Annotated in this window: 21 protein-coding genes and 1 pseudogene; 17 read left to right on the top strand and 5 right to left on the bottom strand. The window is 55.9% G+C overall.

Annotated elements, in window-relative coordinates:
- Window positions 1–21 precede the first annotated feature (21 nt).
- Complete coding sequence (gene cysW, locus NSU18_RS17355) at window positions 22–885, top strand: sulfate ABC transporter permease subunit CysW (RefSeq protein WP_341014955.1); 864 nt, start codon at window positions 22–24, stop codon at window positions 883–885.
- 101 nt (window positions 886–986) lie between these two features.
- Window positions 987–1,208 carry a YezD family protein gene (locus NSU18_RS17350; protein WP_036702087.1) on the top strand — a complete coding sequence of 74 codons (222 nt, stop codon included), beginning with the start codon at window positions 987–989 and terminating at the stop codon, window positions 1,206–1,208.
- A 53-nt stretch (window positions 1,209–1,261) separates the two neighbouring features.
- On the opposite strand, the gene NSU18_RS17345 is transcribed toward NSU18_RS17350, so the two are convergent.
- Complete coding sequence (locus NSU18_RS17345; protein ID WP_036732747.1) at window positions 1,262–1,570, bottom strand: hypothetical protein; 309 nt, start codon at window positions 1,568–1,570, stop codon at window positions 1,262–1,264.
- Window positions 1,571–1,794: 224 nt separating this feature from the next.
- Here NSU18_RS17345 and NSU18_RS17340 point away from each other — a divergent pair, with 224 nt between their 5' ends.
- From NSU18_RS17340 to NSU18_RS17325, 4 genes are all read left to right on the top strand, one after another.
- On the top strand, window positions 1,795–2,208 hold the full coding sequence (locus tag NSU18_RS17340; protein WP_341014953.1) for a GNAT family N-acetyltransferase: 414 nt from the start codon (window positions 1,795–1,797) through the stop codon (window positions 2,206–2,208).
- Window positions 2,209–2,268: 60 nt separating this feature from the next.
- Window positions 2,269–2,901 (top strand): NAD(P)-dependent oxidoreductase, encoded by a 633-nt coding sequence (locus NSU18_RS17335; RefSeq protein WP_341014951.1) that lies wholly within the window; start codon window positions 2,269–2,271, stop codon window positions 2,899–2,901.
- A gap of 506 nt (window positions 2,902–3,407) precedes the next feature.
- Window positions 3,408–5,444 carry an NAD(P)H-hydrate dehydratase gene (locus NSU18_RS17330; RefSeq protein WP_341149635.1) on the top strand — a complete coding sequence of 679 codons (2,037 nt, stop codon included), beginning with the start codon at window positions 3,408–3,410 and terminating at the stop codon, window positions 5,442–5,444.
- A gap of 725 nt (window positions 5,445–6,169) precedes the next feature.
- Entirely contained in the window at window positions 6,170–7,402 is a 1,233-nt protein-coding gene (locus NSU18_RS17325; protein WP_341148273.1) for an IS110 family transposase, read from the top strand.
- A 344-nt stretch (window positions 7,403–7,746) separates the two neighbouring features.
- On the opposite strand, the gene NSU18_RS17320 is transcribed toward NSU18_RS17325, so the two are convergent.
- Complete coding sequence (locus tag NSU18_RS17320; RefSeq protein WP_341014947.1) at window positions 7,747–8,202, bottom strand: hypothetical protein; 456 nt, start codon at window positions 8,200–8,202, stop codon at window positions 7,747–7,749.
- Window positions 8,203–8,269: 67 nt separating this feature from the next.
- Window positions 8,270–8,562: pseudogene (locus NSU18_RS17315) on the bottom strand (SDR family oxidoreductase); the annotation flags it as partial.
- Window positions 8,563–8,688: 126 nt separating this feature from the next.
- Here NSU18_RS17315 and NSU18_RS17310 point away from each other — a divergent pair.
- From NSU18_RS17310 to sdaAA, 3 genes are all read left to right on the top strand, one after another.
- Entirely contained in the window at window positions 8,689–9,099 is a 411-nt protein-coding gene (locus NSU18_RS17310; protein ID WP_341014945.1) for a GNAT family N-acetyltransferase, read from the top strand.
- 150 nt (window positions 9,100–9,249) lie between these two features.
- Entirely contained in the window at window positions 9,250–9,966 is a 717-nt protein-coding gene (sdaAB, locus tag NSU18_RS17305) for an L-serine ammonia-lyase, iron-sulfur-dependent subunit beta (protein WP_341014944.1), read from the top strand.
- Window positions 9,963–10,841: an L-serine ammonia-lyase, iron-sulfur-dependent, subunit alpha gene (sdaAA, locus tag NSU18_RS17300; RefSeq protein ID WP_341014942.1), complete on the top strand. Its 879-nt coding sequence runs from the start codon at window positions 9,963–9,965 to the stop codon at window positions 10,839–10,841. The genes sdaAB and sdaAA overlap by 4 nt, the downstream gene beginning before the upstream one ends.
- A gap of 38 nt (window positions 10,842–10,879) precedes the next feature.
- Here sdaAA and NSU18_RS17295 read toward each other — a convergent pair whose 3' ends face one another.
- Window positions 10,880–11,182: a hypothetical protein gene (locus tag NSU18_RS17295; protein ID WP_209877347.1), complete on the bottom strand. Its 303-nt coding sequence runs from the start codon at window positions 11,180–11,182 to the stop codon at window positions 10,880–10,882.
- Between the two features lie 72 nt (window positions 11,183–11,254).
- Between NSU18_RS17295 and NSU18_RS17290 the strand changes: the two genes are divergently transcribed.
- Window positions 11,255–11,452, top strand: coding sequence for a YwbE family protein (locus NSU18_RS17290; RefSeq protein ID WP_036732721.1), 198 nt, complete (start codon window positions 11,255–11,257; stop codon window positions 11,450–11,452).
- On the opposite strand, the gene NSU18_RS17285 is transcribed toward NSU18_RS17290, so the two are convergent.
- The gene (locus NSU18_RS17285) at window positions 11,439–12,254 is read right to left on the bottom strand and encodes an HNH endonuclease (protein WP_341149634.1); all 816 of its coding nucleotides are present in this window, start codon (window positions 12,252–12,254) and stop codon (window positions 11,439–11,441) included. The genes NSU18_RS17290 and NSU18_RS17285 overlap by 14 nt on opposite strands.
- Window positions 12,255–12,549: 295 nt before the next feature.
- Here NSU18_RS17285 and NSU18_RS17280 point away from each other — a divergent pair, with 295 nt between their 5' ends.
- The 7 genes from NSU18_RS17280 to NSU18_RS17250 all read left to right on the top strand — a co-directional run bounded on the left by NSU18_RS17280 (window position 12,550) and on the right by NSU18_RS17250 (window position 23,784).
- Entirely contained in the window at window positions 12,550–13,563 is a 1,014-nt protein-coding gene (locus NSU18_RS17280; RefSeq protein WP_341014939.1) for a LacI family DNA-binding transcriptional regulator, read from the top strand.
- Between the two features lie 109 nt (window positions 13,564–13,672).
- On the top strand, window positions 13,673–15,016 hold the full coding sequence (locus NSU18_RS17275) for a glycoside hydrolase family 30 protein (protein WP_341149633.1): 1,344 nt from the start codon (window positions 13,673–13,675) through the stop codon (window positions 15,014–15,016).
- 471 nt (window positions 15,017–15,487) lie between these two features.
- Window positions 15,488–18,715 (top strand): cellobiose phosphorylase, encoded by a 3,228-nt coding sequence (locus tag NSU18_RS17270; RefSeq protein WP_341149632.1) that lies wholly within the window; start codon window positions 15,488–15,490, stop codon window positions 18,713–18,715.
- Between the two features lie 561 nt (window positions 18,716–19,276).
- Window positions 19,277–19,942 (top strand): hypothetical protein, encoded by a 666-nt coding sequence (locus NSU18_RS17265; protein ID WP_341149631.1) that lies wholly within the window; start codon window positions 19,277–19,279, stop codon window positions 19,940–19,942.
- A gap of 161 nt (window positions 19,943–20,103) precedes the next feature.
- Window positions 20,104–21,093 carry an ABC transporter permease gene (locus NSU18_RS17260; RefSeq protein ID WP_341014930.1) on the top strand — a complete coding sequence of 330 codons (990 nt, stop codon included), beginning with the start codon at window positions 20,104–20,106 and terminating at the stop codon, window positions 21,091–21,093.
- An 18-nt stretch (window positions 21,094–21,111) separates the two neighbouring features.
- On the top strand, window positions 21,112–22,002 hold the full coding sequence (locus NSU18_RS17255; RefSeq protein WP_340757437.1) for a carbohydrate ABC transporter permease: 891 nt from the start codon (window positions 21,112–21,114) through the stop codon (window positions 22,000–22,002).
- 99 nt (window positions 22,003–22,101) lie between these two features.
- A complete protein-coding gene (locus NSU18_RS17250) occupies window positions 22,102–23,784 on the top strand; it encodes an extracellular solute-binding protein (RefSeq protein WP_341014928.1) in 1,683 nt (560 codons plus the stop codon).
- The last annotated feature ends 60 nt before the right edge of the window (window positions 23,785–23,844 follow it).

Raw genomic sequence — 23,844 nt, 5'->3', positions numbered from 1 at the left:
AAAACTTTAGGAGGAATAAATATGGCCGGTACGGTTCCCCTGCATGTCCCCGGGCCGCGTACAGGCGCGTCATCGCCTTCTACGACGGAGTCACAGGCGGTGAAATGGGTGCTCATCTCCCTGGCCGGGCTGGTCCTGCTCTGGCTGATTGCGCTGCCGCTGATCATTGTGCTGGTGGAGTCGCTGAAGCGGGGGCTGGATGTCTACTGGGCAGCATTGACCGACCCGGACGCCGCCTCGGCGCTGAAGCTGACGCTGCTGGTGGCCGCGATTACGGTTCCGCTGAATACGATCTTTGGGGTAACGGCGGCGTGGGCGGTGACCAAGTTCCGTTTTCGCGGCAAGGGCTTTCTGATTACGCTCATCGATCTGCCCTTTGCGGTATCACCGGTGATTGGCGGGCTGATCTTCATTCTGGTCTTCGGCTCGCACGGCTGGTTCGGCCCCTGGTTAAGCGACCATGATATTAAAATCGTCTTCGCCCTGCCGGGCATCGTGCTGGCTACGCTGTTTATCACGTTCCCGTTCGTAGCCCGCGAGCTGATTCCGCTGATGGAGGAGCAGGGCACACAGGAGGAGGAGGCTGCGATTACGCTCGGTGCGCACGGGTGGCAGATCTTCTGGCGCGTAACGCTGCCGAATATTAAGTGGGGCCTGCTCTACGGCATTATTCTCTGTAATGCACGGGCCATGGGCGAGTTCGGGGCCGTCTCGGTGGTGTCCGGGCATATCCGCGGGGAGACGAATACGCTGCCGCTGCATGTCGAAATTTTGTACAACGAATATCAGTTTTCGGCATCCTTCGCGGTGGCTTCTCTGCTGCTCCTGCTGGCACTGGTGACGATGATTGTAAAAAGCGTACTTGTACGCAAAAATGCTCATTGACAGCTATTGGGAGCCGTGCTAAGTTAATTCATAGTATACAAGGTGGTAATAACGGAATTTGGGTGAAGTTACTTCCCTAACCGGGAAAGGGAGGCTTGCGAATGGCTAAACCACTGAAGGTGGATGAGGTATGGCTTGCGCGGATAACGGAACTGCTCGACGATATGGAATTCGGCTCCTTGCACATCGTAGTGCATGAAGGCCAAATCGTACAGATGGAGCGCACGGAGCGCAAACGTTTCGAGAACAGCACAGCAAATTCACGCGGTAGTGGAGAGACCGGAAGCCGGCGGACCGATACCCGTACTGGAGGACGGGGATAATGCAGAAAGACCTTCCATTGGGGAACCAATCGAAGGTCTTTTAGGTTTGACTGTCAGTAACGCGGATTGCGCCGTGATCCGCTCAGCCCTTCTACAAGCAGAATGATAGCGGTAATGGCATGCATCACCCAGCCGACAAAAGGAATCAAGGCAACCACCGAGGTGACCACGCCCACGGCATTCCCGATAATCGGACCGCGCTCTCTCAGCAGAATGATTATGGCTACGGCATGCAGCAGAAAAGCGATCCCGAGCGGCGCCCAGGCATTTGCGACAACAAAGCTTCCCCCGATAATCGGCAGCGCCAGAAAAGCCTCATAAGCGAAAGTTCCCCATTTAAACAGTTTCCCTGTAGGAGACATAATTACTTCACCAACCTTCCACAATAATAGTGTTGCTTGTCTATCCACAGTTTACCCAAGGACACGGGGTAAGAATAACCTGCCACCCGCTAGAGAGCAAGTGCTGTGCTTTGAGTTATTGTACGCCGGAGGAGGCGGGGCGTTTCAATTTTGAACAAATACATATATATTGGTATCAGTATGGCAGCGGGGCTGCGTGTAGATTGCATGACAGGAGGAGAATTATGACCAATTCAGTACAGCCGGAGATCCGGCAGGAGCTGCCCTCAGTTGAGGATTATCTGGCGCTGCGGCTGGAAGCCGGGCTTAGTCCGATGAGCATAGAGGGGGCGTCCGCCGGACTGCCTAACTCCGCTTTTGCCGTGACGGTGTATGCGGGGGAGCAACTGGTGGGCATGGGCAGGGTTATTGGGGACGGGGGATGTTTTTTTCAGGTCACAGATATTGCTGTGAAGCCTTCCTTCCAGGGACAGGGTCTTGGAAAAAGCATCATGCGGGAAATCCGCGCATTCCTGGACAGTGTCCCGGAGAAGGCGTATATCAGTCTCATTGCTGACGGGGAAGCGGCCAAGCTGTATGCCAAGTACGGGTTCGCGCCGGTAATGCCTGCTTCACAGGGAATGTTCCTGCGGCGATAAATAGAGTAAATTCGTGTAATGATAAAGGAAAGCAGATTAGGAAAGTGAGGCAGCGGGAGAATGGATATTGTAGTATTTGGAGCATCGGGCAGAGTTGGAAGTGCCATCGTTCAGGAAGCGTTAAAAAGAAAACACGAGGTCACGGCTGCGGTACGCAGACCGGAAGCCTTCGGCCTTCAGCATGAGCGGCTGCAGGTAGTGGCTGCTGATCTGCTGGACCCGGCCTCGGTAACGGCAGCGGTACGCGGGCATGAAGAGGTAATCAGTGCGTTCGGTCCGGCGGCGGGGCATGAGAATGATCTGCTGCGGGTAGCGGATTCATTGCTGGAAGGGATGCGGGCGGCCGGACTTGAGCGTCTGATCATTGTCGGCGGAGCGGGAAGCCTGAAGACGGAATCGGGAGAATGGCTGATGGACACCGCCGGATTCCCGGAGGACTACCGAGCGCTGGCTTCGGCTCATGCCAATGCCTATGAGATCTATAGAGGGTCGGAGCTGGACTATACGTATCTTAGTCCGCCTGCCGCTCTGGTAGACGGGCGCCGCACCGGCCAGTTCCGTATCGGCCTCGACCGGCTGATTGTAGATGAAGACGGCCGGAGCAGCATCAGCATCCAGGATTTCGCCGTGGCGGTCATCGATGAGCTGGAGGAAGGGAATTTCAGCAGAGCCAGGTTTACTGTAGGGTATTGATGGGGCGATTGTGCAGATCGCAAGGTGAGGAGTTGCGCGCAGTGCTTGGGGTGCGCGTGTGCGTGTGCACGGAGGAGGATGCGGGCGAGGAAGAGGAGGAAAGGACAAAGGCAGCGGCAGGTTTAATCGCATTCTGTACAACTAAAACGCCTGATTTTACAAGAATTATGCGTTTAGTTGTAGTTTGTACATTTAAAAATCCCTATGTGCCGGGATTCTCCCCAATCGGGCAGATTTAGTTGTACAAACTACAGCTAGAAGAGGCGGGCTTTGCTTTTAGTGTTTTTAGGTGTATGAAATGCAACTATGCTTATTTGATCCTCAGGACTACATAGTGGGGGTCATTACCTATCTAACATAGAGGTCCTCTTCGTAGCGGGAGGACTTTTTGCTGTTTAAGCAGATTGTTACTCGTCACTGATTGGCCGCCATGGGCTGCCTTGGTTATTTGCTTGCTGAAACGGGACTTAGTACAATCGAAGCAACTATGAAGGAGGTCTGGACCCATGGATGTAGTGACAGCGGAGGAGATGCGGGAACTTGACCGCGACACGATTGAGCGGCTGGGCATCCCGGCCATCGCTCTGATGGAAAATGCCGGACGGGCCATTGCCGAGGAGGTCATCGGCCTATGCCGCCGCCGGGCAGGCGTAGCTGGTGTGGCTGGCGGCGGGGCGTGGTGCGCTGGTGCGGGAGCGGTTGGTGGCGGAGTATGGAGCATTAAAGCGGGAGTGCTGGGTAGCGAAGTGCAACGTGGTGGAACAAGATCGGCTGGTGGTGAAGCACTGAGTACTGGAGCGGGTGCAGTTGATGGTCAAGCGGGGAGTAATGAAGCACGGTGGAACGGGGCAGGCGTGGCTGGGGCGGGAGCGGGAGTGAGTGTTGATGGTGCATGGAGTGACGGGTTCAGTGCCGCTGGAGGTGGAGTGCGGAGTAGCGGAGCGGTAATACCAGGAGGTGGAATGCGGTTGGACGGAACGGGAGCGATTGTTGATGGTGCACAGAATGATGGGTTCGGCACGGTTGGAGATGGAGTGTGGAGTAGCGGAACGGGAGCAACCGGTGGCACAGCAGATGCGTCAAGCGGGCGTAGGGCGCCAGGCTTCGGCGCTGCGGGCTTCTCCGTCAGCGTAGATGCAGCGCTGACGCTTGCCGGTGCCGGCGGAGAGCATTGGCTCGTCCTCGCCGGCAAGGGCAACAACGGCGGCGATGGCCTCGCCGCCGCCCGGCACCTGCGTGAGGCGGGCATCGCCGTCACGCTGGTGTACGCGGCCGCGCCGGAGTCGCTGGCCGGTGAAGCCGCGCTGCAGCGTGATGCCGCTGCAGCCATGGGCATTCCTGCCGTAGTCTACGGCAGGAATGCCCTGGACCTTGCCGCATGCAGCGGCATCGTGGATGCGCTGCTCGGCACAGGCAGCGCGGGAGCGCCGCGCGGTGCCTATGCGGAGCTGATTGCCGCTGCGAACGCCAGCGGCAGAGCCATTGTGTCCGCGGACATCCCCAGCGGGCTGGATGCGGACACGGGGGAGACGCATGAGCCCTGCATTCATGCGTCAGTGACCGTCTGCCTCGCGTTCCTGAAGCGGGGGCTGCTGCAATATCCCGGCGCAGAGGCCGCCGGGCGGGTCGTGGTCCGCTCCATCGGCATACCCGCTGCCCTTGCCCGGGAGGGCGGCGTCCGAGTCAGCCTGCTGACGCCGGAAGTACTGACGGCGCGCCTGAAGGTTGACCTGGCGCGCCGCCGTTCGCCCGAGGGCCACAAGGGCACCTACGGGCATGTCCTGCTTGCAGCAGGAAGCCTGCGCATGAGCGGCGCAGGTCTGTTGTCTGCCCGCGCTGCACTACGTGCAGGCTGCGGGCTGGTAACCTGGGCGCTGCCGGAGAAGCTGCTGCCCTATGTGATCGGTTCTGTACCGGAGCTGATGCTGGCCCCGGTCACCGGAGGTGACGGGGAGTGGAACGCAGGTACAACCGCTGAAGTGCTGCGGCTGAGCACCAGCCGCGATTGTACAGCCATCGGCCCCGGCCTGGGCCGGTTCGAAGGAGATACGGAGTGGCTCCGCAGACTGTGGGAGGAGACGGAGGGTCCTATGGTTATCGATGCGGATGCGCTGAATATACTGGCAGATGCCGATTACCGGAGCTGGAGCCGCCGACATCCGGTTATTCTGACTCCTCATCCAGGCGAGATGGCCCGTCTGGCGGGGATATCTGCAGCAGAGGTGCAGCGGGACCGGATCGGGCTGGCATTGTCTTACGCAGTTCAGCATGGGGTAATCCTTGTACTCAAAGGAGCCCATACCGTAATAGCAACGCCTGAAGGGCAGGCCTATATTAACATCACCGGGCATCCCGGTATGGGAACCGGCGGTGCGGGAGATGTGCTGACGGGCATCATCTCCGGTCTGCTGGCCCAGGGTCTGGAAGCGGATCAGGCCGCAGCATTCGGAGTATATTTGCATGGGCTGGCCGGAGAACGCGCCGCCCGGAAGCGGGACCATCCTGCCGCCCTGATCGCCGGTGATATTATCGAAGCGCTGTAAGTGTAAGCACCAGCTTGATGTCTCCAACCAACATCCCTTTAACAAATTCAAGCTCGTGCTCGCTCTGGCGCACGGCCCTGCTTCGAGGTCAAAGTTTATATTAGTCTGCTGTCTGCTTTAGCGGATAATAGGTGGATATTGTCCACCTGCTGATGAGCGGATGAGCGCTGGCGGGACGTTAGCTGGATAAACGGCACTTAATTTAGCGCGTTTCACCCCAGGCGGCGAAACTAACTCTATTAGTTGTAGTTTTTCCACCTGCTTGCCTGTAATCGGCAGAAGCGGATGAATTAAGACACATTTGTCCAATTGTTTGCTGCGGGCATACAATAGCGCGCAATGAGCCGGAGGATAGGAGTTAACACGCTGTGCTTGAGGAAGTTCACCGAGCCCAACGTATGCGAAAAACCGAACACAATTTGTCCGCGCGAGGTAATTGAACCCAATGTATGCGAAAAACAGGCATGACAAGACAGAGACCTTGTCACCCCCAGGAATGAAAATAAGTGGGTGGCATCCGTCGCATCCATTCTAAAAGAGGCTGTAGTCGTCAACACTACATATACAAATCAAAGGGCGGAAACGGTTACTGGGATACACCCCGTGCGAAAAACTGTTCTATTGCGCTTTTCGAGCATCGCCTATTGTAGCCCCCAAAAGTACGTGTATTAAATTACACTCACTCGAGCGCATGATTTGTAAGCTGACGATGGAGGATGATTGGAATGGATGCTGTACGTATGTGTTGCGCCGGTCTGGACGTGCACCAGGAAACCGTTGTGGCCTGCGTGTTGAAAGGACCGATCGAACAGAAACCCCAATGTCACCTGAAAACCTTTGGGACGACAACCAAAGAATTGCTAGGCCTGCAAGATTGGCTGAGTGAACAAGGCTGTCGGGAGGTGGTGATGGAGAGTACGGGCGTGTTATGGAAACCGGTATGGAACATCTTAGAGGGCAGTTGTGATCTGGTCTTGGCCAACGCCCAGCGGGTAAAGAATACGCCGGGTCGAAAAAGTGACATGCAAGATGCGCGCTGGTTAGCGCAATTGCACCGTTGCGGGCTCATTGAAGGCAGTATGGTGCCCGAACAAGACATCCGGGATTTGCGAGACTTGACCCGTTACCGGAGTAAGATGGTGCAGGCGGTGACGGCGGAGAAAAACCGCATTCACAAAATCCTGCAGGATGCCAACATTAAGCTAACCACCTTTATGTCCGATCTATATGGGGTTTCGGGACGGGGCCTGCTCCAGAAGATCATGGACGGCGAGGTCATCGACGAAGGGACCGTTAAAAACCTGGTCAAAACCCGTTTGAAAAAGAAAGTTCCGCAGTTGCTAGACGCGCTCAATGGCAAGTTGCGCCGTCATCACCGCGAGATGATTCGAGACCACTGGGACCACTTGGTCTATTTGGAGAAAAGGATCACGGAGCTGGAAGCTCGAATCGAGGCGAAGGCAGAACCGTACCTGGAGGTGATTGAACAAATTGACTCCATTCCAGGAATTGAGCGGACGTCTGCCGTGACCATCTTTGCCGAAGTGGGGCCGCATGTCGCGGAAATGTTCCCGAGTGATGCGCAGTTTGCATCATGGGCGGGGGTGTGTCCAGGGAACAACGAAAGCGCGGGAAAGCGAAGAAAGTCAAAAACGATGCAAGGGAACAAGCATCTGAAAGGGGCCTTGTGTCAGGCGGCTTGGGCGAACTCTCGCTCCTCGAACCGGATCGGCCAATTTTTTCGACGAATACGTAAGAGAAGAGGCGATAAAAAAGCAAACGTCGCCACCGCGCATTTGCTGATTCGAATCCTCCATGCCCTGATGCGGGAGAAGAGGTCATACCAAGAAATAGACGTCTCACTAGGCGATGAGACGTCCAAGAAAAACACGTTAGATAGGTACGTGAACTATATCCAGCAGTTAGGATATAGCGTGCAATTAAATCCTATCCAATAGTCTTCCCTTTTTCAAAAAAAACGAAACGTTTTTTTGGGGCGGTGGGTCTTTTTTTGTCAAAACCCGTTCTGCTGCGCATTTTCCGGTACTTTTATTTTCGTATTAAACCGAACACAATTTGCCCGCGCGAGGTCATCGGGCCCAACGTATGCGAAAAACCGAACACAATAGTCTGTGGTGTCCTCTTACTGAGCCAATCTATAAATTTAGAGGTTACTTTACTCCGTTAGCCTGGATACCAGCCTACTCAATGTTACAGCCCTAGCTGGTATACCAGCCCTCCGGCTATCCGAGCCTTACCCGCTCTCCAGCCCAGTACCCCGCCTCCCCTGAAACCGTCCAGGTCAGAATAGAACCAGATAGACCAGCGGAATGAACAGGGCGAAGAAGGGAAGCAGGATCGGGAAGCGTTCGCCCGCGATCTGGGCGATGCGGAACAGCAGCAGGATTGCGAGTCCGGTAAGGCCGGAGACGAGGGCGTCGCCGCCCTGCTCCGCAGCGAGCCACAGGCCGGCGCCATAGCCGGCAATGGCGTACAGGGCCAGCGCCGGGCTGAGCGAGGTGGAGCGGAACATGCGCAGCAGCGCATCGGCCAGGATGGCAGCCGGCAGGCCGTAGGCGTAGATGGCATAAGGCACCGATACCGGCCAGCCGGACGGAATTCCGTTCTCATAGCCATGGATCAGCATGAACAGGGAGAGCAGGATGAAGGTCAATCCGGCGGCCGACAGCTTAGCTAGAGCGTACATGCCCGCATTCAGGCGGACAGAAGGCAGGTTGAAATCGTTGTGTTGATTCATCGCTATACATCCTTTCGGGGTGGGGGATGAACACGGCCGGAGTGACCGGCTGAAGCCTGGACATAGATCAACTGGCAACCATGTCCCCGCCGTTAACATGAATGCAGGTGCGGGTTACATAAGAAGCATCGCCGCTGGCCAGGTACACATAGGCTCCTGCCAGTTCGTAAGGCTGTGCCGCACGCTTGAACGGAATCTCTGTGCCGAAGACACTGACCTCCTCCGCAGAGAAGCTGGCAGGAATCAGGGCGTCCAGACCGGACCGGGAGCTACGCTGTTGACGCGGATGCCGCTGGCGGCGAGGGACAAGGCGAGAGAACGGGTGAAGGAGACGATAGCGCCTTTGGTGGACGAATAGTCATACACAGGGTTGATCGGGGGTTACTCCTCCTTGCTGGCTCATCTCTTCCGTATATGGGTATGCATGCGCCCAGAAAAGCGTGCGGCGTGAAGCGGAGTCATTAACATAGAAATGGGGGAGAATGCATGATATATAGAGCAATGACAGGGGACGATTACGAGGCGGCTTACCGGTTATGGGAGAATACGGACGGAATGGGTCTCAGTGAAGCCGACTCGCGTGAGCATATTATCCGTTATCTGGAGCGGAATCCGGGGATCAGCCAGGTGTGCGTGAAGGAGGACGGCACCCTTATGGGCACAGCGATGTGCGGGCATGACGGACGCAGAGGCTATATGTATCATGTGGCAGTCGACAGTGGCAGCCGGGGAAGCGGTACAGGCCGTGAGCTGGTGAGGCGTTGCCTCGCGGAACTGCGGGAAGCGGGCATAACGAAATGCCATCTCATGGTGATCGAAGATAATGCCCTTGGCCGCAGCTTCTGGACAGGTATCGGCTGGCAGGAGCGGGACGGGCTATTGCTTTTCTCAAAATAAAAGAACAGCGGATAATAGATCACAATTCATGTAATAGTGTAGCTTTGGTGCGGACGCAGTATAATATATAGGTGCTGTATAATGAACAGATGTACATCAATACATCATTCGCTGTACATGGCCGAATTTAGATAGCGGGAGACCAGAACTATGAGATTTAAAGATGTATTCTCAATTATAGGTCCGGCCATGGTCGGGCCTTCCAGTTCTCATACAGCGGGAGCCGCGCGGATCGGACGGGCGGCAAGGCAGGTGCTTGGTGAGCTGCCGGGAGAGGCCGAGGTTACGTTCTTCGGTTCTTTTGCCGCGACTTATCAGGGACACGGGACAGACCGGGCGATCGCCGGGGGGCTGCTTGACTTCGCCACGGACGACCACCGGCTGCCGGATTCCATTGAGCTTGCGGCCGAAGCCGGGATGAGTATCTCCTTCGGTCAGGGAACGGGGCTGTTTCCCCATCCCAATACGGTCCGTCTGCGTCTTACAGGCAGGGAGAGCGGGACGGAGATGACCCTTACCGGCACATCCATCGGCGGCGGCAATATTGAGATTGTGGATATTGACGGCTTCAGTGTGAAGCTGACCGGCATGTACCCGACGGTACTTATTCAGCATATGGATTATCTGGGTGTGCTGGCCAGTGTTACGGATGTCATGCGGGAGGGACAGTTCAATATTGGACATATGTCACTCGACCGGAAGAACCGCAGCGGGGCGGCCTTGACGGTGCTGGAGCTGGATGAGTCAGCCACGGCGGAGCTGCTGGAGAAGCTGCGGGCGCTTCCGGCAGTGAAGAGCGTCAAGGTAGTCGATTTGAACGGCAATAGACAAGAACAGACACAGAAGGGGAAGGACATCACAACATGAATTTTCAAACACTCAGCCAGCTGGCTGTACTATGCGGGGAGCGGGAGCTTGGGATCGGCGCTCTGATGCTTGAGGAGCAGAGCGCCGAATCCGGCCGTTCCAAGGAGCAGGAGTTCGCCACCATGCGCGAGTATTACGGGGTGATGAAGGAAGCGGTGCAGCGCGGCATGACCGAAGACACCACCTCACGCAGCGGCCTGACAGGCCTGGATGCCCAGCGGGTGGCCGCCTATAATGCAGCGGAAGAGCCTTGTCTCGGGGGGCCGGCAGGCCAGGCGATGGCGTATGCCCTTGCCGTCTCTGAAGTGAACGCCTCTATGGGCCGGATTATTGCGACACCGACTGCCGGCTCGTGCGGAATTATCCCCGGTGTGTTCCTGAGCTGTCAGGAGCGCTTCGGCTGGGACGATGACTATATGGTTTCCGGTTTGTTCGCGGCCGGAGCGATAGGGTATGTTATTGCTAATAATTCTTTTGTATCGGGTGCGGAGGGCGGCTGTCAGGCCGAGGTGGGTTCAGCGATCGGCATGGCCGCAGGAGCGTTGACCGAGATGCGCGGCGGGACTCCGGCACAGGCTGTACATGCGGTAGGTCTCGCGCTCAAAAATACACTGGGGCTGATCTGTGATCCGGTAGGCGGACTCGTGGAGATTCCATGCATTGTCCGCAACGGCTTCGGTGCCGTTACGGCGCTTGCAGCGGCGGATATGGCCTTGGCCGGCGTCCGCAGCGTGATTCCGTCCGATGAAGTGATTAAGGTTATGCTGGAGGTCGGCTCTGCGATGCCTGAGAAGCACCGGGAGACGGCCGGAGGCGGGCTGGCCCAGACCCCGACCGGCCGCCGGATTATGAAGGATCTGCGGAACCCGAAATAACCGACCGGTCACAGGCGCTCCGCAGTCTGTCGTTGAATTCAGAGCATGCGGAAACGTTCCAGGTGCTCCCATAGGCCCTCCTGCCGGAGAATCTCTGCCTGCTTCGGGCCCATGAGGTCGAAGTGGGGGAACGGCTGGCGGTTATGAATATACCGCGCCGGGAGACCGTGCTTCCTGCACCACTCCCGCAGGCGGGGCAGATCGCTGCAGCCCACCTTGGTGACTGTTGTGATCTCAGGGTATCGTTTATCGATCCAGTAATGGGTCAGGAATGCAATTTCCCCTGCGGAGACGGCCTGTTTCCAGCGGGTTAATTCCGCCCGGTTGATTCCAAAAGCCATGGCTATTCATCCTTATCTGTAAGAGTAAGTAGACGATATATTACGCAAATATTAACGGAAGGAGAGTGTATTATGAACGGACAAGTAAGAGCGGATATCCGCCCCGGCATTCAAGTAGACATCGTGCTGAAGCAGGATCAGGCGACCGGCAAGCTCACGCACGGCACAGTGAAAGACATCCTGACCAACTCGCCCCGCCATCCGCACGGGATCAAGGTGCGGCTCTCGGACGGCCAGGTTGGACGGGTCAAGAACATTACCGGCTCATGAATTGCTCCACCGACTGGTCGGCCTTCGTCTGATTGCATAAATTGCAGGCGCAGACGCAGTTATCCGGCGTAGTATGCCCGCCCTTGGCGCGGGGAAGCAGATGGTCGATGGTATCCCCGTATTGGCCGCAGAAATAACAGGTATAGCGGTCCCTCGTCAAAATATAGACGCGGAAGTCCTTGTTGCTGTACAAGCGGCGGATCGTACGCCGGTTCACGACGACGGCCGCATGCTCCTTGACCAGCGTCACGGCAAGCTCAAGGTCGATCTCCTGATGCCAGCGGCGGCCTTTATCGCTGTGTCCGCGCATGAGAATCATGCCCTTGGCCGAAGGGATCAGGGCAGAGGCATCCTGCGGATCGGGCTTCGGCCCGCGCTGCTGTGGAAGGCTGCGCCCGGTCTCGGCGGCATGGCGGGGCCGTGGCTTGCCCTTAAGGCCGGCCGCGCCCGCGCTGCCTCTGGCGTCCCGGGTACGTTCCGGCCGGGCGGCTTGCCGTGGCTGGCCCATGGGCGGCTGTGTCTTCCCGGGAGCAGCTGCCCCGGAGACAGCGGCCGGCCCTTTGTCCCGCTTGAGGGGACCGGCCGGTCCGGCCTGGCGCTCCGGCAGGGCAGGCTCTAGGCTTGCCCGCACCGGCGGCAAGGAAGCCTCGGCCTCGCGGAGCTTGCGGCATTCCCGGCAGGCTCCGCGCCGGGACAAGCCCTTGGCGCGCTTGCCTGTGCGCCTGCGGAATTCAGCGAGCGGCTTAAGCTGGTGGCAGTACGCGCATTTTTTGGATGGAGGTAGAGTTGTCGTCTCAGTCATAAGTGTACTTGGCAGAAGCAGCCTTAAGCCGCAACCGTCCAATCCTTTCTGTATTGTGAATGATAAATGATTCAGTAGTTGTCCTAATTGATACTAGTATAGCGTAAACCGCAGACATTCACACAGGCAGGCACATCATGCGGATTTATCGGAGGGTGAACTGGGCTGCGGATTCAGACTGTGACGCTGCTGCCTGAGGTCCAAGGATATTTTATGCTGGACGGCTGTGCCGAAAGAAGTTAGAATGTCAGTGAACATAAAAGGGCTTTCATTGAGCTGCGGGAGTGAACCGGAAATGACCACAATATACGACATTGCCAAAAGGACCGGCTACTCGCCAACCACAGTGTCCAAGGCGTTCAATAACTATTCCGATGTGCGGGAGAAGACGCGTGAGGAGATTCTGCGTACCGCCCGGGAGATGGGGTATCTTCCCAATGCGCATGCACGTACACTGACGACCAAGAAATCCTGGACCATCGGTGTGCTGTTTGTGGAGAATACGGGGGCGGGGATCCGCCATCCTTTTTTCAGCGCAGTGATTGAGAGCTTCAAGCAGGTTGCCGTAGCCAAGGGCTATGCCCTCATGTTCATCTCGAAGGATGTCGGCGGCAAACAGAGCGGATATCTGGAGAACTGCCGGATTCGCGGCGTCGACGGGGTGGTAGTATTCCTCTCCGATTACGATGACCCGTATTTCCGGGAGCTGCTGGAGAGTGATATTCCGACCGTGGTGCTCGATTTCGAGACAGAGCTGTCGCATACCGTCTGCTCGGATAACATGACCGGTGCCCTGCAGGCTGTGGAGTATCTGGTCAGTCTTGGACACCGCCGGATTGCCCACATCTCTGGAGGCGGGAACACCTATCCGGGACAGCAGCGGGAGCTGGGGTACAGAACGGCGATGGAGCAGCAGGGACTTGAGGTGCCGGATGAATATGTGGCAGAGGGAGCCTTCTACGCGCTGGAGAATGGTTATGGTGCAATGAAGCGTCTGCTGGCGCTGCCGGAGCGGCCGACGGCTGTTTTTGCTTCGGGTGACTTGCTGGCCTTGGGTGCGGTGATGGCGGCTAAGGATCAGGGGCTTGCGGTACCGGAGGATGTCTCGGTGATGGGCTATGACGACATTGAGCTTGCCGGATACGTCACGCCTGCGCTGACCACTGTGCGCCAGAACACCGAACTTCTGGGGACCCGGGCGGCGGAGCTGCTGCTGGCATCTATGAACGGTCCAGGTACGGCTCAGGAAGCACTTGTGCTGCCTGTAGAGATTATCGTGAGGGATTCCTGCGCACCGCCGCGCATGTGATGAAGATGCGTTCATTCAGGAATACCTTTTTTTTCGGCAAAATCGAAACCGGTTTCGATTTCTTTCGTCCCTGATGCCGCTTGGCCAAAATAATAAAGGAGCGATGAACATGACAACAGTACAAACCGTAGTGACCGCCAAAGATACAGGGGATCGCCTGAGTCCCAAGGAAGGCATTCAGTTTAGTGCAGAGGGCGCCGCGGCAAAAGCAGATATCGTGCTGCGGCCGGAGCAGGCGTATCAGACCATTATTGGTTTTGGCGGCGCATTCACAGAAGCAGCGGCGTATACCTTGTCCCGGATGAGTCCCGCGAAGCGCACAGAGGTCATCCGGCGGTATTTCGACCCGGTGGACGGGCTGAATTACAGTATGGGCCGTGTGCATATTCATAGCTGCGACTTTGCACTCGGTAATTATACGTATGTGGAGGATGGGGATACGGAGCTTAAGACCTTCGATATCTCGCGTGATCATAAGTGGGTTCTGCCGCTGATTAAGGATGCCATGGAGGTGCGGGGCGGACCGTTCACCATGCTGGCCTCCCCGTGGAGCCCGCCTGCCTGGATGAAGACCAACGGAGAGATGAACAACGGCGGCTCACTGAAGCCGGAGTATGCGCAGGTCTGGGCTCGGTATTACACCAAATTCATCGAGGCTTACCGCAAGGAAGGCGTTCCGGTCTGGGCGGTCTCTGTGCAGAATGAGCCGGCAGCGGTGCAGACCTGGGATTCCTGTGTGTATAGTGCTGAGGAAGAGTGTGATTTTGTCAAAAACCACCTCGGCCCCGTGATGCACGAAGCCGGAATGGACGATGTGAACATCGTGATCTGGGATCATAACCGCGACATTATGGTTGAGCGCGTGACCCCGATTCTGTCGGACCCGGAGGCTGCCAAGTATGTCTGGGGGACCGGTATCCACTGGTACGGCGGCGAGGAGTTCGGGAAGGTGGAGCAGGTGCATGAGCTTTTCCCGGATAAGCATATTCTCTTCACGGAAGGCTGCCAGGAGGGTGGCGTGCGTCTAGGCGAATGGTTCACGGGCGAGCGCTACGGCCGCAATATGATCGGTGATCTGAATGCCTGGACCGAAGGCTATCTGGATTGGAATCTGGTGCTGGATGAGACGGGCGGGCCGAACCATGTGGGCAATCTCTGCGATGCTCCGGTGATTGCGGATACAGCTACGGACGAGGTCCACTACAACAGCTCGTATTACTACATCGGGCATTTCAGCAAATTTATTGCTCCGGGTGCGGTGCGGATCGGCCTGGACTCGGCAGCGGCAGAGGTGCTGTCGGCAGCGTTCCGCAATCCGGATGGCAGCCTTGCTGTGGTGCTGATGAACGAAGGCGGGGAAGCCCGTACGCTGACGCTGGGACTGGGCGCTGAAATCGCCGAATGCACGCTGCCTGCGCACTCTATTGCGACCCATGTGATTACACAGGCTTAGGCCTGCGGGCTTGTGAAAAGGAGGAGTGGAGGGTGGGAGCGGTGGCTGCACCAGTGTATAGCACCAGTGCTATCACATCGCACCTGTGTCACATACCTGTGCACTTCTTACCTGCGCCGCTTACCACACTCGCATCTTTGAATCTACGAGCAATCCCTTCCTGTGGCTGTATGAACTGTTGTACTTTGTACACTAGATGAACGCTGATTATGCCGAAATGAGTAATCTAATGTACTTTGTACAGCAGAATGTGGCGGAAGGGGCGTTTTTGGGCTGTAACCTGGAAATCTGGTGTACGAAATACAACAGAATGGTGTACGGGGCAGAGAATAGCACCTTCTGTTGTATGTAATGCAATTGCCCTGCAAGTTAAATCCCATAAGCAAGCTCCGCACTTAAGCATTGGTTGCTATAGCAGATCGATGAAGCGGAGGCACATAAGTATTCATAGATATTTTAGGAGGAGTAAAGATGAGCCATTATACTTTTGATTCAGGGAAATTTATTATTGAGCAGTTCCACGAAGGTAAGCCGTTCGCCAGCTTCCTGCCCGGCCTGGCCGGACTGAAGGGAATCCCGATGTGGACGTTCTATGTGAACCGCGGCCAAGGGATCAGCAGCTTCGGCGTGCGGGACAAAAACTCGCCGATCATGGAGTTCTCGCCGGCCAATATCTCCTACAAGAATGTAACATCGACCGGCTTCCGTACCTTCATCAAGCTGAAGGGGGCAGCAGAGATCTATGAACCGTTCCAATCGGCCCGCCCGGACCCTGAAGCCAAGCGGATCATGACCATTCTGCCCAACGGATTAACCATTGAGGAGACGCATCCCGGACATGGACTGAAGACAACGGTCCACTACTTCAACCTTCCGGGCGATGATTATGCCGCGCTGGTCCGCCAGGTGGAGATTGAGAACATCGGCGGAGCCGAACTTGAGCTGGAACTGCTGGACGGTCTGCCGGAGGTACTTCCGTTCGGGGTGGAGAACGGCAACTATAAGGAGATGGGGAACCTGCTCCGCAGCTGGATGGATGTGTTCAACCTGGAAAACGGAATCCCGTTCTACAAGCTGCGCTCCGGCACGAATGACGATGCCGAAATCGGTAAGATCGAGAGCGGGCATTTCTATCTCTCCTCCACAGCGGAAGGGGAGCTGCTCCGCCCGCTGGTAGACTATGAGGTGATCTTTGGCGGGAATACTTCACTGACCTATCCCGACCGCTTTGCGGCGCATCCGCTGGCAGAACTGCTGGCACAGGCGCAATATCCGGTCAACAAGGTGCCGTGCGGCTTCAGCGGCACAGCCCGGACCCTGGCTCCGGGGGCTTCGCTGAAGCTGAATACCATCATCGGGCATGTGAATGATATTGCCCGGATTAATGAACGGACGGCGGAGCTGTGCCGTGAGGAGTATTTTGCCGCCAAGTCCCTTGAAGCCGCTGCGCTGACCGAGGAGTTAACTGCCGATATCGCTACCCGGACATCCTCGCCGGTCTTCGACGCGTATTGCCGCCAGTCTTATCTCGACAATTTCCTGCGCGGGGGGTATCCGTTTATCTTTGACAATGGAGAAGAGGGCTTCGTCGTCCATCTCTACTCCCGCAAGCATGGCGATATGGAACGGGATTATAACTTCTTCTCGCTGGCCCCCGAATATTATTCGCAGGGGAACGGGAACTTCCGCGATATGAACCAGAACCGCCGCAACGACGTCTTTTTCCATCCCAAGGTGGGCAGCTTCAATATCAAAATGTTCTATAGCCTCATTCAGGCAGACGGCTACAATCCGCTCAGTGTACAGGGCACCAGCTTCGAGATTCTGCCGGGTGCGGAAGAGCAGCTTAAGACCTGGCTGTCCGGGGCGCTTGCGGAGCAGCATGCGGGACTTACGCAGCTCTTGGCTGGACGCTTCACCGCAGGCAGTCTGATTAACTATATTGCCGATCAGCAGATTGCGTTAACCCTGAGCGAGCAGGAATTCCTCAGCGGGGTGCTTGCGTTGTCGCAGCAGAACATTGAAGCCGCCTTCGGCGAGGGGTTCTGGTCGGATCACTGGACGTATAACCTGGACCTGGTGGAAGGATATCTGGATATTTATCCTGAGCGCCTTGCGGAGCTGCTGTTCGGGGATGAGACGTATGCGTTCTACGATTCTCCGGCCTATGTCCTGCCGCGCAGCGAGAAGTATGTGATCAGCGGCGGCAAGGTGCGGCAGTTCGGAGCTCTGCTGGAGGACGAGGAGAAGCTGCACAAGCTGAAGCGAAAGGCATCCGACACCGAGTGGCTGCGCACGCAAGGCGGGCACGGGGAGATCTACCGGACCAGTCTGTTTGTGAAAATGCTATCGCTTGCCCTGAACAAATTCGCCACGCTTGATCCGTACGGTATGGGTGTGGAGATGGAGGCGAACAAGCCGGGCTGGAACGATGCAATGAACGGGCTGCCGGGCCTGATCGGCTCGGGGATGAGCGAGACGCTGGAGCTGAAGCGCATGCTGGTCTTCATGGCGGAAGCGCTGGAGAACAGTGCCGGGCTTCCTTCCGCAGTGGCGCTTCCAGTGGAAATGGCGGGGCTGCTGACACAGGTAGGCCAGGCTGTAACAGAGGTGCTGGACGGCTCGCTGGCTGATTTCCTGTATTGGGACCGCGTTGCCTCGGCGCGTGAGGCTTACCGGGCGGAGATCCGCTTCGGGATTACAGGCGAGACCCGTGATGTTGCCCTTACGGTGATACGCGGCATGCTGGAGCAGTGGCTGCGCAAGACGGATCAGGGGATATTGCGTGCGGTGGAGATGGGCGGCGGCCTGGTGCCAACCTATTTCCGTTTCGAGGCTACGCGCTTCCGGCCGGTTACGGATGCTGCCGGCGAGCCGGTCATCAGCGGCTATGGACTGCCGAAGGCCGTCGTAGAGGAATTCGAGGCTTCGGCGCTGCCGTATTTCCTCGAAGGTCCGACCCGCTGGCTCAAAACTCTAGATGATCTTGAGACGGCCAAGGATATATACAGCCGGGTGAAGCAGAGCGGGCTGTTCGATCCGGTCACCTCGATGTACCGCACTTCGGTATCGCTGGAGGAAGAGGGGCATGAGATCGGACGCATCCGGGCGTTCACCGCAGGCTGGCAGGAGCGGGAATCGAACTTCCTGCACATGTCCTATAAATACTTGCTTGAGCTGCTGAAGGCGGGGCTGTATGAAGAATTCTACAGTGAGCTGAGAACGTCGCTGATTCCGTTCCTTGACCCTGAGGTCTACGGACGCAGTACGCTGGAGAATTCGTCGTTCATCTCTACAGGCGGCAACCCTGACCCGCATACACACGGACGGGGATTTGTGGCCCGGCTGAGCGGCTCCACGGCCGAGTTCCTGAGCATGTGGAGAACGATGATGGCAGGCAGCAGCCTCTTCGCTATGGAGGATGGCAAACTAACCCTCGCGCTGCATCCGGCCCTTCCCGGCTGGCTGTTCGACGGGCAGGGAGAGGTCTCCTTCAAGCTGCTGGGCAGCACGGAAGTGACCTATGTGAATCCGCGTCATGCGGATACCTTCGGCGACAGCAAGGCGGTTATCCAGCAGATGAAGCTGGAATTCCGCAGCGGCGAGGAACGGAGTGTATCCGGCGGCTTGCTGCGCGGCGCAGATGCCGAGGCCTTGCGGCGCGGGGAGATTGCCGCGATCCGTGCGGTGATGGACTAACGGTTATAGAATGTATGGAGAGGAGGTCCTTGGGGGCCTCCTTTCTGTTTGTCTGGTACGTATGCGAAAAACCGAACACAATCGGCTCGCAGGATGGTCCGTGGCCCAATGTAATCGAAAAACCGATCACATTGGGCGGGCGGAGGGTGTGCGGGCCAAATGTAATCGAAAAACCGATTACAATGGGCGGGCGGAGGGTGTGCGGGCCCAATGTAATCGAAAAACCGATCACAATAGGCGGGCGGAGGGTGTGCGGACCCAATGTAATCGAAAAACCGATTACAATGGGCGGGCGGAGGGTGTGCGGGCCAAATGTAATCGAAAAACCGATCACATTGGGCGGGCGGAGGGTGTGCGGGCCAAATGTAATCGAAAAACCGATCACAATAGGCTCGCAGGATGGTCCGTGGCCAAATGTAATCGAAAAACCGATTACAATGGGCGGGTGTGGAGGAGTGCAGGCTGGCGCAGACTCCTACTTAGGCGCAAATTCACCAGGCCCAAAGTTAGTTTATAATAATGGGTATACGTCTGTTAACAGGAGAGGAGCAGGATGAAGGAATGAGCGAGCTTAAGATGGGACTGATTGAGAAATACTCTATAATTGTTCCGGCCGCGCAGCGGGAGGCGTGGGAGTCGAAGGGCTGGTTGGAGGAACCTGCGTTCAGGGATTTCCACTATGAGGCGGAAGAAGGCGAGGCGATGATGACCGCCAGACCCCGGACCCTTGCGGAGATGGACACGGACTCGCTGCTGGGCAGCAGGGCCGTGGGATTCTCTGCCCATCTGGGAACCTATGGCATGGGCGGTCCCGGGTTCTTCGGATTGTTGCTGGAGAAGGAGGGCATTAGGCAGTATCTTGTGTATGCCGTCTGGGCATCGGGCCAATATATTCTGCTGGATGGGAGAGTGATTGAATGCCACCTGAGATATAACGGGAGCCACCGGCCGTGGTTATCCAGCTGGGCAGGGGAGCCTGAGGAAGAGAACTGGGATGAGCTGACGGCAAAAGTAACGGGGAGCGTGGTGTCCGCTGTCCAGCTGACGGATGAGGAGCTGCGGCTTGAGCTGACGCAGGAAGGCATGCGGTCCCGGCTTATTTTCTACAAATACCATCAGGATCTGCCGCCGCTCGGTAACGGCCAGCCGCGCAAGCCTGCCTACGAGGACGGTGTGATCGGTGATTATATTGTACTATCGGAGGAGCATGCGGTTCTGCATGTGTAACTGGCCCCGGCTTGGGGAGTTCAGAAGAACGCTCCAAGCCGAAAAATGAGCCCCTAAATACGAAAAATGAGGCCTTTAACCATATACCTAAAACGCATACAATACATACATAGAGATGAAAACGCTTCACAATAAAGATAGGTATTTTGGAGGTCCATACGATGGAGAACAAACGTAACACCAAGCCGAATCCGGCCATGGGGCCGCTCATTCCGGCGTCAATCGAAACCGGTTCAGGTCGCAAAAACACTCTGTGGAGGAAGTTTGTAGCCCAGCGTCATTTGCAGACCATGGCCCTGCTCGGCGTAGTCTGGATGATTATATTCAACTACATCCCGATTTATGGCTTGATTATTTCCTTCAAGGAATATAACATCGTCAAGTCGATTGCCGAAGCCCCATGGGTAGGGCTGGAGCATTTCAGGGAGCTGTTCGCTGACGAGGATCTGCCGAATGTCATCCGCAATACGCTTGGCATCAGCTTAATCAAGCTGTTCATCGGTTTTCCGCTGCCGATCATATTCGCTCTGTTCCTCAATGAGGTCCGTTCCATAAGGTACAAGAAGGCTATTCAGACGATCTCCTATCTGCCGCATTTCCTGTCCTGGGTTGTGCTTGGCGGGATTCTGGCTACCTGGCTGGCTGATGTAGGGATTATCAATAATATTCTGCTTGCGCTCAATCTGATTGACAAGCCGATTACCTATCTGGCTGAGCCCAGTTACTTCTGGACCATTATTATTACTTCCGACATCTGGAAGGAGCTTGGCTGGTCCGCCATTATCTATCTCGCGGCCATTGCCGGCGTATCTCCGGAAATGTATGAAGCGGCAACGATTGACGGAGCGGGACGCTTCCAGAAAATGTGGTTTGTCACACTGCCGGCAATCCGGGCAACGATCAGCATTCTGTTCGTTCTGGCCGTCAGCGGGGTGCTGAATTCCAACTTCGACCAGATTCTGGTCCTGCGGAACTCGCTCAATGACAGTGCTTCTAATGTAATTGACTACTATATCTATCAGACGGGTATTGTCTCCAACCGCTTCTCCTATTCTGCGGCGGTCACCCTGGTCAAAGCGGTCATAGCACTGATTCTGCTTCTGATTGCCAACCAGGTATCCAAAAAAATCAACGACACGTCGCTGTTCTAGGACAAGGAGGACCTATATATGTTCGCTCTAAAACGTAAAACCAAAGGTGAAGCCATCTTTGATATCGTCAATAATCTGGTCATGCTCTGCGTCTGCTTCCTGACGCTGTATCCGATCTGGTATGTGCTGGTCAATTCCTTCAATGACGGGAACGACGCCATGCTGGGCGGCATCTACTGGTGGCCGCGGATGATCACGCTGAAGAATTTCGAGGCGGTATTCGCAAGTCCCGGCATTATGCTCGCCATGGGGATTACGGTAGCCAAGACCGTGCTTGGTGTCGCTGTCCATGTATTCTTCACCGCAATGGTGGCGTATGCTTTATCCCGCAGGGATCTGGTAGGCGGCAAAATCTACATCCTGATCGGGACCATTACGCTGTTCTTCAACGGCGGTCTGATTCCGACCTTCCTGCTGAACCGCGACCTTCATCTGCTGGATAACTTCCTGGTCTATATCATTCCGGTGATGTTCAGCTTCTTCGATCTCATTATCTTCATGACCTTCTTCCGGGAGATCCCCGAGGGTCTGGAGGAAGCAGCCCGGATTGACGGGGCCAACGACTGGTCCATCTTCCTGCGGATTATCCTTCCGGTCTCCATGCCGGTCATTGCTACCATTGCGCTGTTCCACGGCGTGTATCAATGGAATGATTATTTTGCCGGAATTATCTATATCAACAATGTGGATCTGCAGCCGATTCAGACGTATCTGTTCCGTGTAGTCGCCCAGTCCAGCTCCAATACCATGATGGTGGCTGTCCAGGGTAACGCGGCAACAAGATCCGTAACGTCCCAGTCCATCAAGCTGGCAACCATGGTTGTCACTACACTGCCTATCGTATTCGTCTATCCGTTCCTGCAGCGTTATTTCGTCAAAGGCATGATGATCGGCTCCATCAAGGGCTGATGATCTGCGTGTTATCAGGTAACTCCTCCAGCGCCCGGGTGTCTTATGGGCAACGGGGTTGAGCTTATAATTATTATTTTCTAGAAAAGGGGTAAACAAATGGGCATGAAACATAAGCCAAAAAAAATGGGTCTCCTGCTTGCAGGACTAATGCTGACCTCCTTGGCGGCAGGCTGCTCCAGCAGCAATAACGCAGCAGGGAGCAACACACCGGCGAATGCGGAAGCTACCAAAGCACCAGCCACAGAAACAGCAGCACCTGCACTGAATGCAGATGAGCCGGGCTGGAAAAGCGATACTTCACCAATCACCTTCGACTGGTACCTGAACTTTGCCTGGTTCGCCAACAAGTGGGGCGTTGACCCGACTTCGCAATATATTACGAAAAAGACCGGCGTTAACGTGAACTTCATCGTTCCTGCCGGCAATGAGAATGAAAAGCTGAATACGCTGATTGCTTCCGGCAAGCTGCCTGACTTCATCACCCTCGGCTACTGGGAAGATGCGATCAAAAAAATGGTGGAAGGCGAGCTGGTGCTTCCGCTGAACAAGCTGGCTGAGGAATATGACCCGTACTTCTTCAAGGTCTCGGATAAAGATAAGCTGGGCTGGTACACACAGCCGGACGGTAACGTCTACGGCTATCCTAACTCCTCCTCTTCTCCTGCCGACTACGAAAAATATGGTGATACTTATATTTCGAACCAGACCTTCGCTGTCCGCAAGGATATCTATGAAGCGATCGGCAGCCCGGATATGCGCACACCTGAAGGCTTCCTCGGCGCTCTGAAGGCAGCCCAGGAGAAATTCCCTGAAGTGAACGGGCAGCCGCTGATTCCGCTGGGTCTGCATGAGTTCACCGAGAACGGCAATGATTCCCTTGAAGGCTACATTCAGAACTTCCTGAACATTCCTTGGGAAAAAGACGGCAAGGTCTATGACCGTGAGACAGACCCTGAGTATGTCCGCTGGATGAAGACCCTCCGCCAGGCGAACCAGGACGGCTTGCTCGCGAAGGATATCTTCATTGACAAGCGTGCTCAAATGGAAGAGAAAATCGTACAGGGCCGCTACTTCGCAATGCTCTATCAACGTACAGACTTTGCTTCCCAGCTCGGAACGATTTTCCAGAAGAACCCTGAGCAGGTGTACATTGCAGTAGACGGTCCGGCTAACACCAAGATGGATCAGCCTGCACTGAACGGCCCCGGGATCTCCGGCTGGACCGTAACCCTGATCTCGAAGGATGTTAAGGATAAGGCGCGTGCGATCAAATTCCTCAGCTATCTGAACAGTGAAGAAGGCAACAAGGATCTTTATCTGGGCGAAAAAGGGGTCAGCTATGATACAATTGACGGTAAGGACCAGTTCCTGCCTGAAGCGAATAAGCTCATGAACTCCGACCGTGCAGCCTTCGATAAGCAATACGGCTCTTCCTTCACCTTCTGGATGCTGCAAAATACGAATATTACCGACCAGTGGAAGCCGGAATCGGTTGAGCCGTTCAAGCAACTGGAAGACTGGACCAAAGGCAAGTCGATCAATACTTCGGAGTTCCAGTTAATCGATCCTACGGGTAACTCACCGGAAGGCATTATCGCTACCAAGCTGAAACAGCTCCGCGGCAAAACGATGCCGAAGCTGCTGATGGCTGATTCCGATGCGGAATTCGACAAGATCTGGACGGAATATATTGCGAAGAAGGAAAAGGAAGGCCAAGCGACCTTCGATGCCTACCGCCAGACGAAATATGAAGAGAACAAGAAAAAACTCGGAATGTAAGTTTTTAAATATCAGACCCAAATGCCCGCGACTGCGGGCTTTTGGGTTATTTTCAAGAGG

The sequence above is a fragment of the Paenibacillus sp. FSL H8-0048 genome, assembly GCF_038002825.1.
In the GTDB taxonomy this organism is placed as follows: domain Bacteria; phylum Bacillota; class Bacilli; order Paenibacillales; family Paenibacillaceae; genus Paenibacillus_AQ.
This window is presented reverse-complemented; position numbering and strand designations above follow the sequence as displayed.

Excerpts from the sequence above, each read along its gene's own strand:
- NSU18_RS17255 (WP_340757437.1), top strand. The coding sequence starts at position 21,112 with ATGTTCGCTCTAAAACGTAAAACCAAAGGTGAAGCCATCTTTGATATC.
- NSU18_RS17270 (WP_341149632.1), top strand. The coding sequence starts at position 15,488 with ATGAGCCATTATACTTTTGATTCAGGGAAATTTATTATTGAGCAGTTC.
- NSU18_RS17350 (WP_036702087.1), top strand. The coding sequence starts at position 987 with ATGGCTAAACCACTGAAGGTGGATGAGGTATGGCTTGCGCGGATAACG.
- NSU18_RS17280 (WP_341014939.1), top strand. The coding sequence starts at position 12,550 with ATGACCACAATATACGACATTGCCAAAAGGACCGGCTACTCGCCAACC.
- NSU18_RS17260 (WP_341014930.1), top strand. The coding sequence starts at position 20,104 with ATGGAGAACAAACGTAACACCAAGCCGAATCCGGCCATGGGGCCGCTC.
- NSU18_RS17335 (WP_341014951.1), top strand. The coding sequence starts at position 2,269 with ATGGATATTGTAGTATTTGGAGCATCGGGCAGAGTTGGAAGTGCCATC.
- NSU18_RS17325 (WP_341148273.1), top strand. The coding sequence starts at position 6,170 with ATGGATGCTGTACGTATGTGTTGCGCCGGTCTGGACGTGCACCAGGAA.
- NSU18_RS17265 (WP_341149631.1), top strand. The coding sequence starts at position 19,277 with ATGAGCGAGCTTAAGATGGGACTGATTGAGAAATACTCTATAATTGTT.
- NSU18_RS17340 (WP_341014953.1), top strand. The coding sequence starts at position 1,795 with ATGACCAATTCAGTACAGCCGGAGATCCGGCAGGAGCTGCCCTCAGTT.
- NSU18_RS17320 (WP_341014947.1), bottom strand. The coding sequence starts at position 8,202 with ATGAATCAACACAACGATTTCAACCTGCCTTCTGTCCGCCTGAATGCG.
- sdaAA (WP_341014942.1), top strand. The coding sequence starts at position 9,963 with ATGAATTTTCAAACACTCAGCCAGCTGGCTGTACTATGCGGGGAGCGG.
- NSU18_RS17285 (WP_341149634.1), bottom strand. The coding sequence starts at position 12,254 with ATGACTGAGACGACAACTCTACCTCCATCCAAAAAATGCGCGTACTGC.
- NSU18_RS17295 (WP_209877347.1), bottom strand. The coding sequence starts at position 11,182 with ATGGCTTTTGGAATCAACCGGGCGGAATTAACCCGCTGGAAACAGGCC.
- NSU18_RS17275 (WP_341149633.1), top strand. The coding sequence starts at position 13,673 with ATGACAACAGTACAAACCGTAGTGACCGCCAAAGATACAGGGGATCGC.
- NSU18_RS17250 (WP_341014928.1), top strand. The coding sequence starts at position 22,102 with ATGGGCATGAAACATAAGCCAAAAAAAATGGGTCTCCTGCTTGCAGGA.
- NSU18_RS17290 (WP_036732721.1), top strand. The coding sequence starts at position 11,255 with ATGAACGGACAAGTAAGAGCGGATATCCGCCCCGGCATTCAAGTAGAC.
- cysW (WP_341014955.1), top strand. The coding sequence starts at position 22 with ATGGCCGGTACGGTTCCCCTGCATGTCCCCGGGCCGCGTACAGGCGCG.
- NSU18_RS17345 (WP_036732747.1), bottom strand. The coding sequence starts at position 1,570 with ATGTCTCCTACAGGGAAACTGTTTAAATGGGGAACTTTCGCTTATGAG.
- NSU18_RS17330 (WP_341149635.1), top strand. The coding sequence starts at position 3,408 with ATGGATGTAGTGACAGCGGAGGAGATGCGGGAACTTGACCGCGACACG.
- NSU18_RS17310 (WP_341014945.1), top strand. The coding sequence starts at position 8,689 with ATGATATATAGAGCAATGACAGGGGACGATTACGAGGCGGCTTACCGG.
- sdaAB (WP_341014944.1), top strand. The coding sequence starts at position 9,250 with ATGAGATTTAAAGATGTATTCTCAATTATAGGTCCGGCCATGGTCGGG.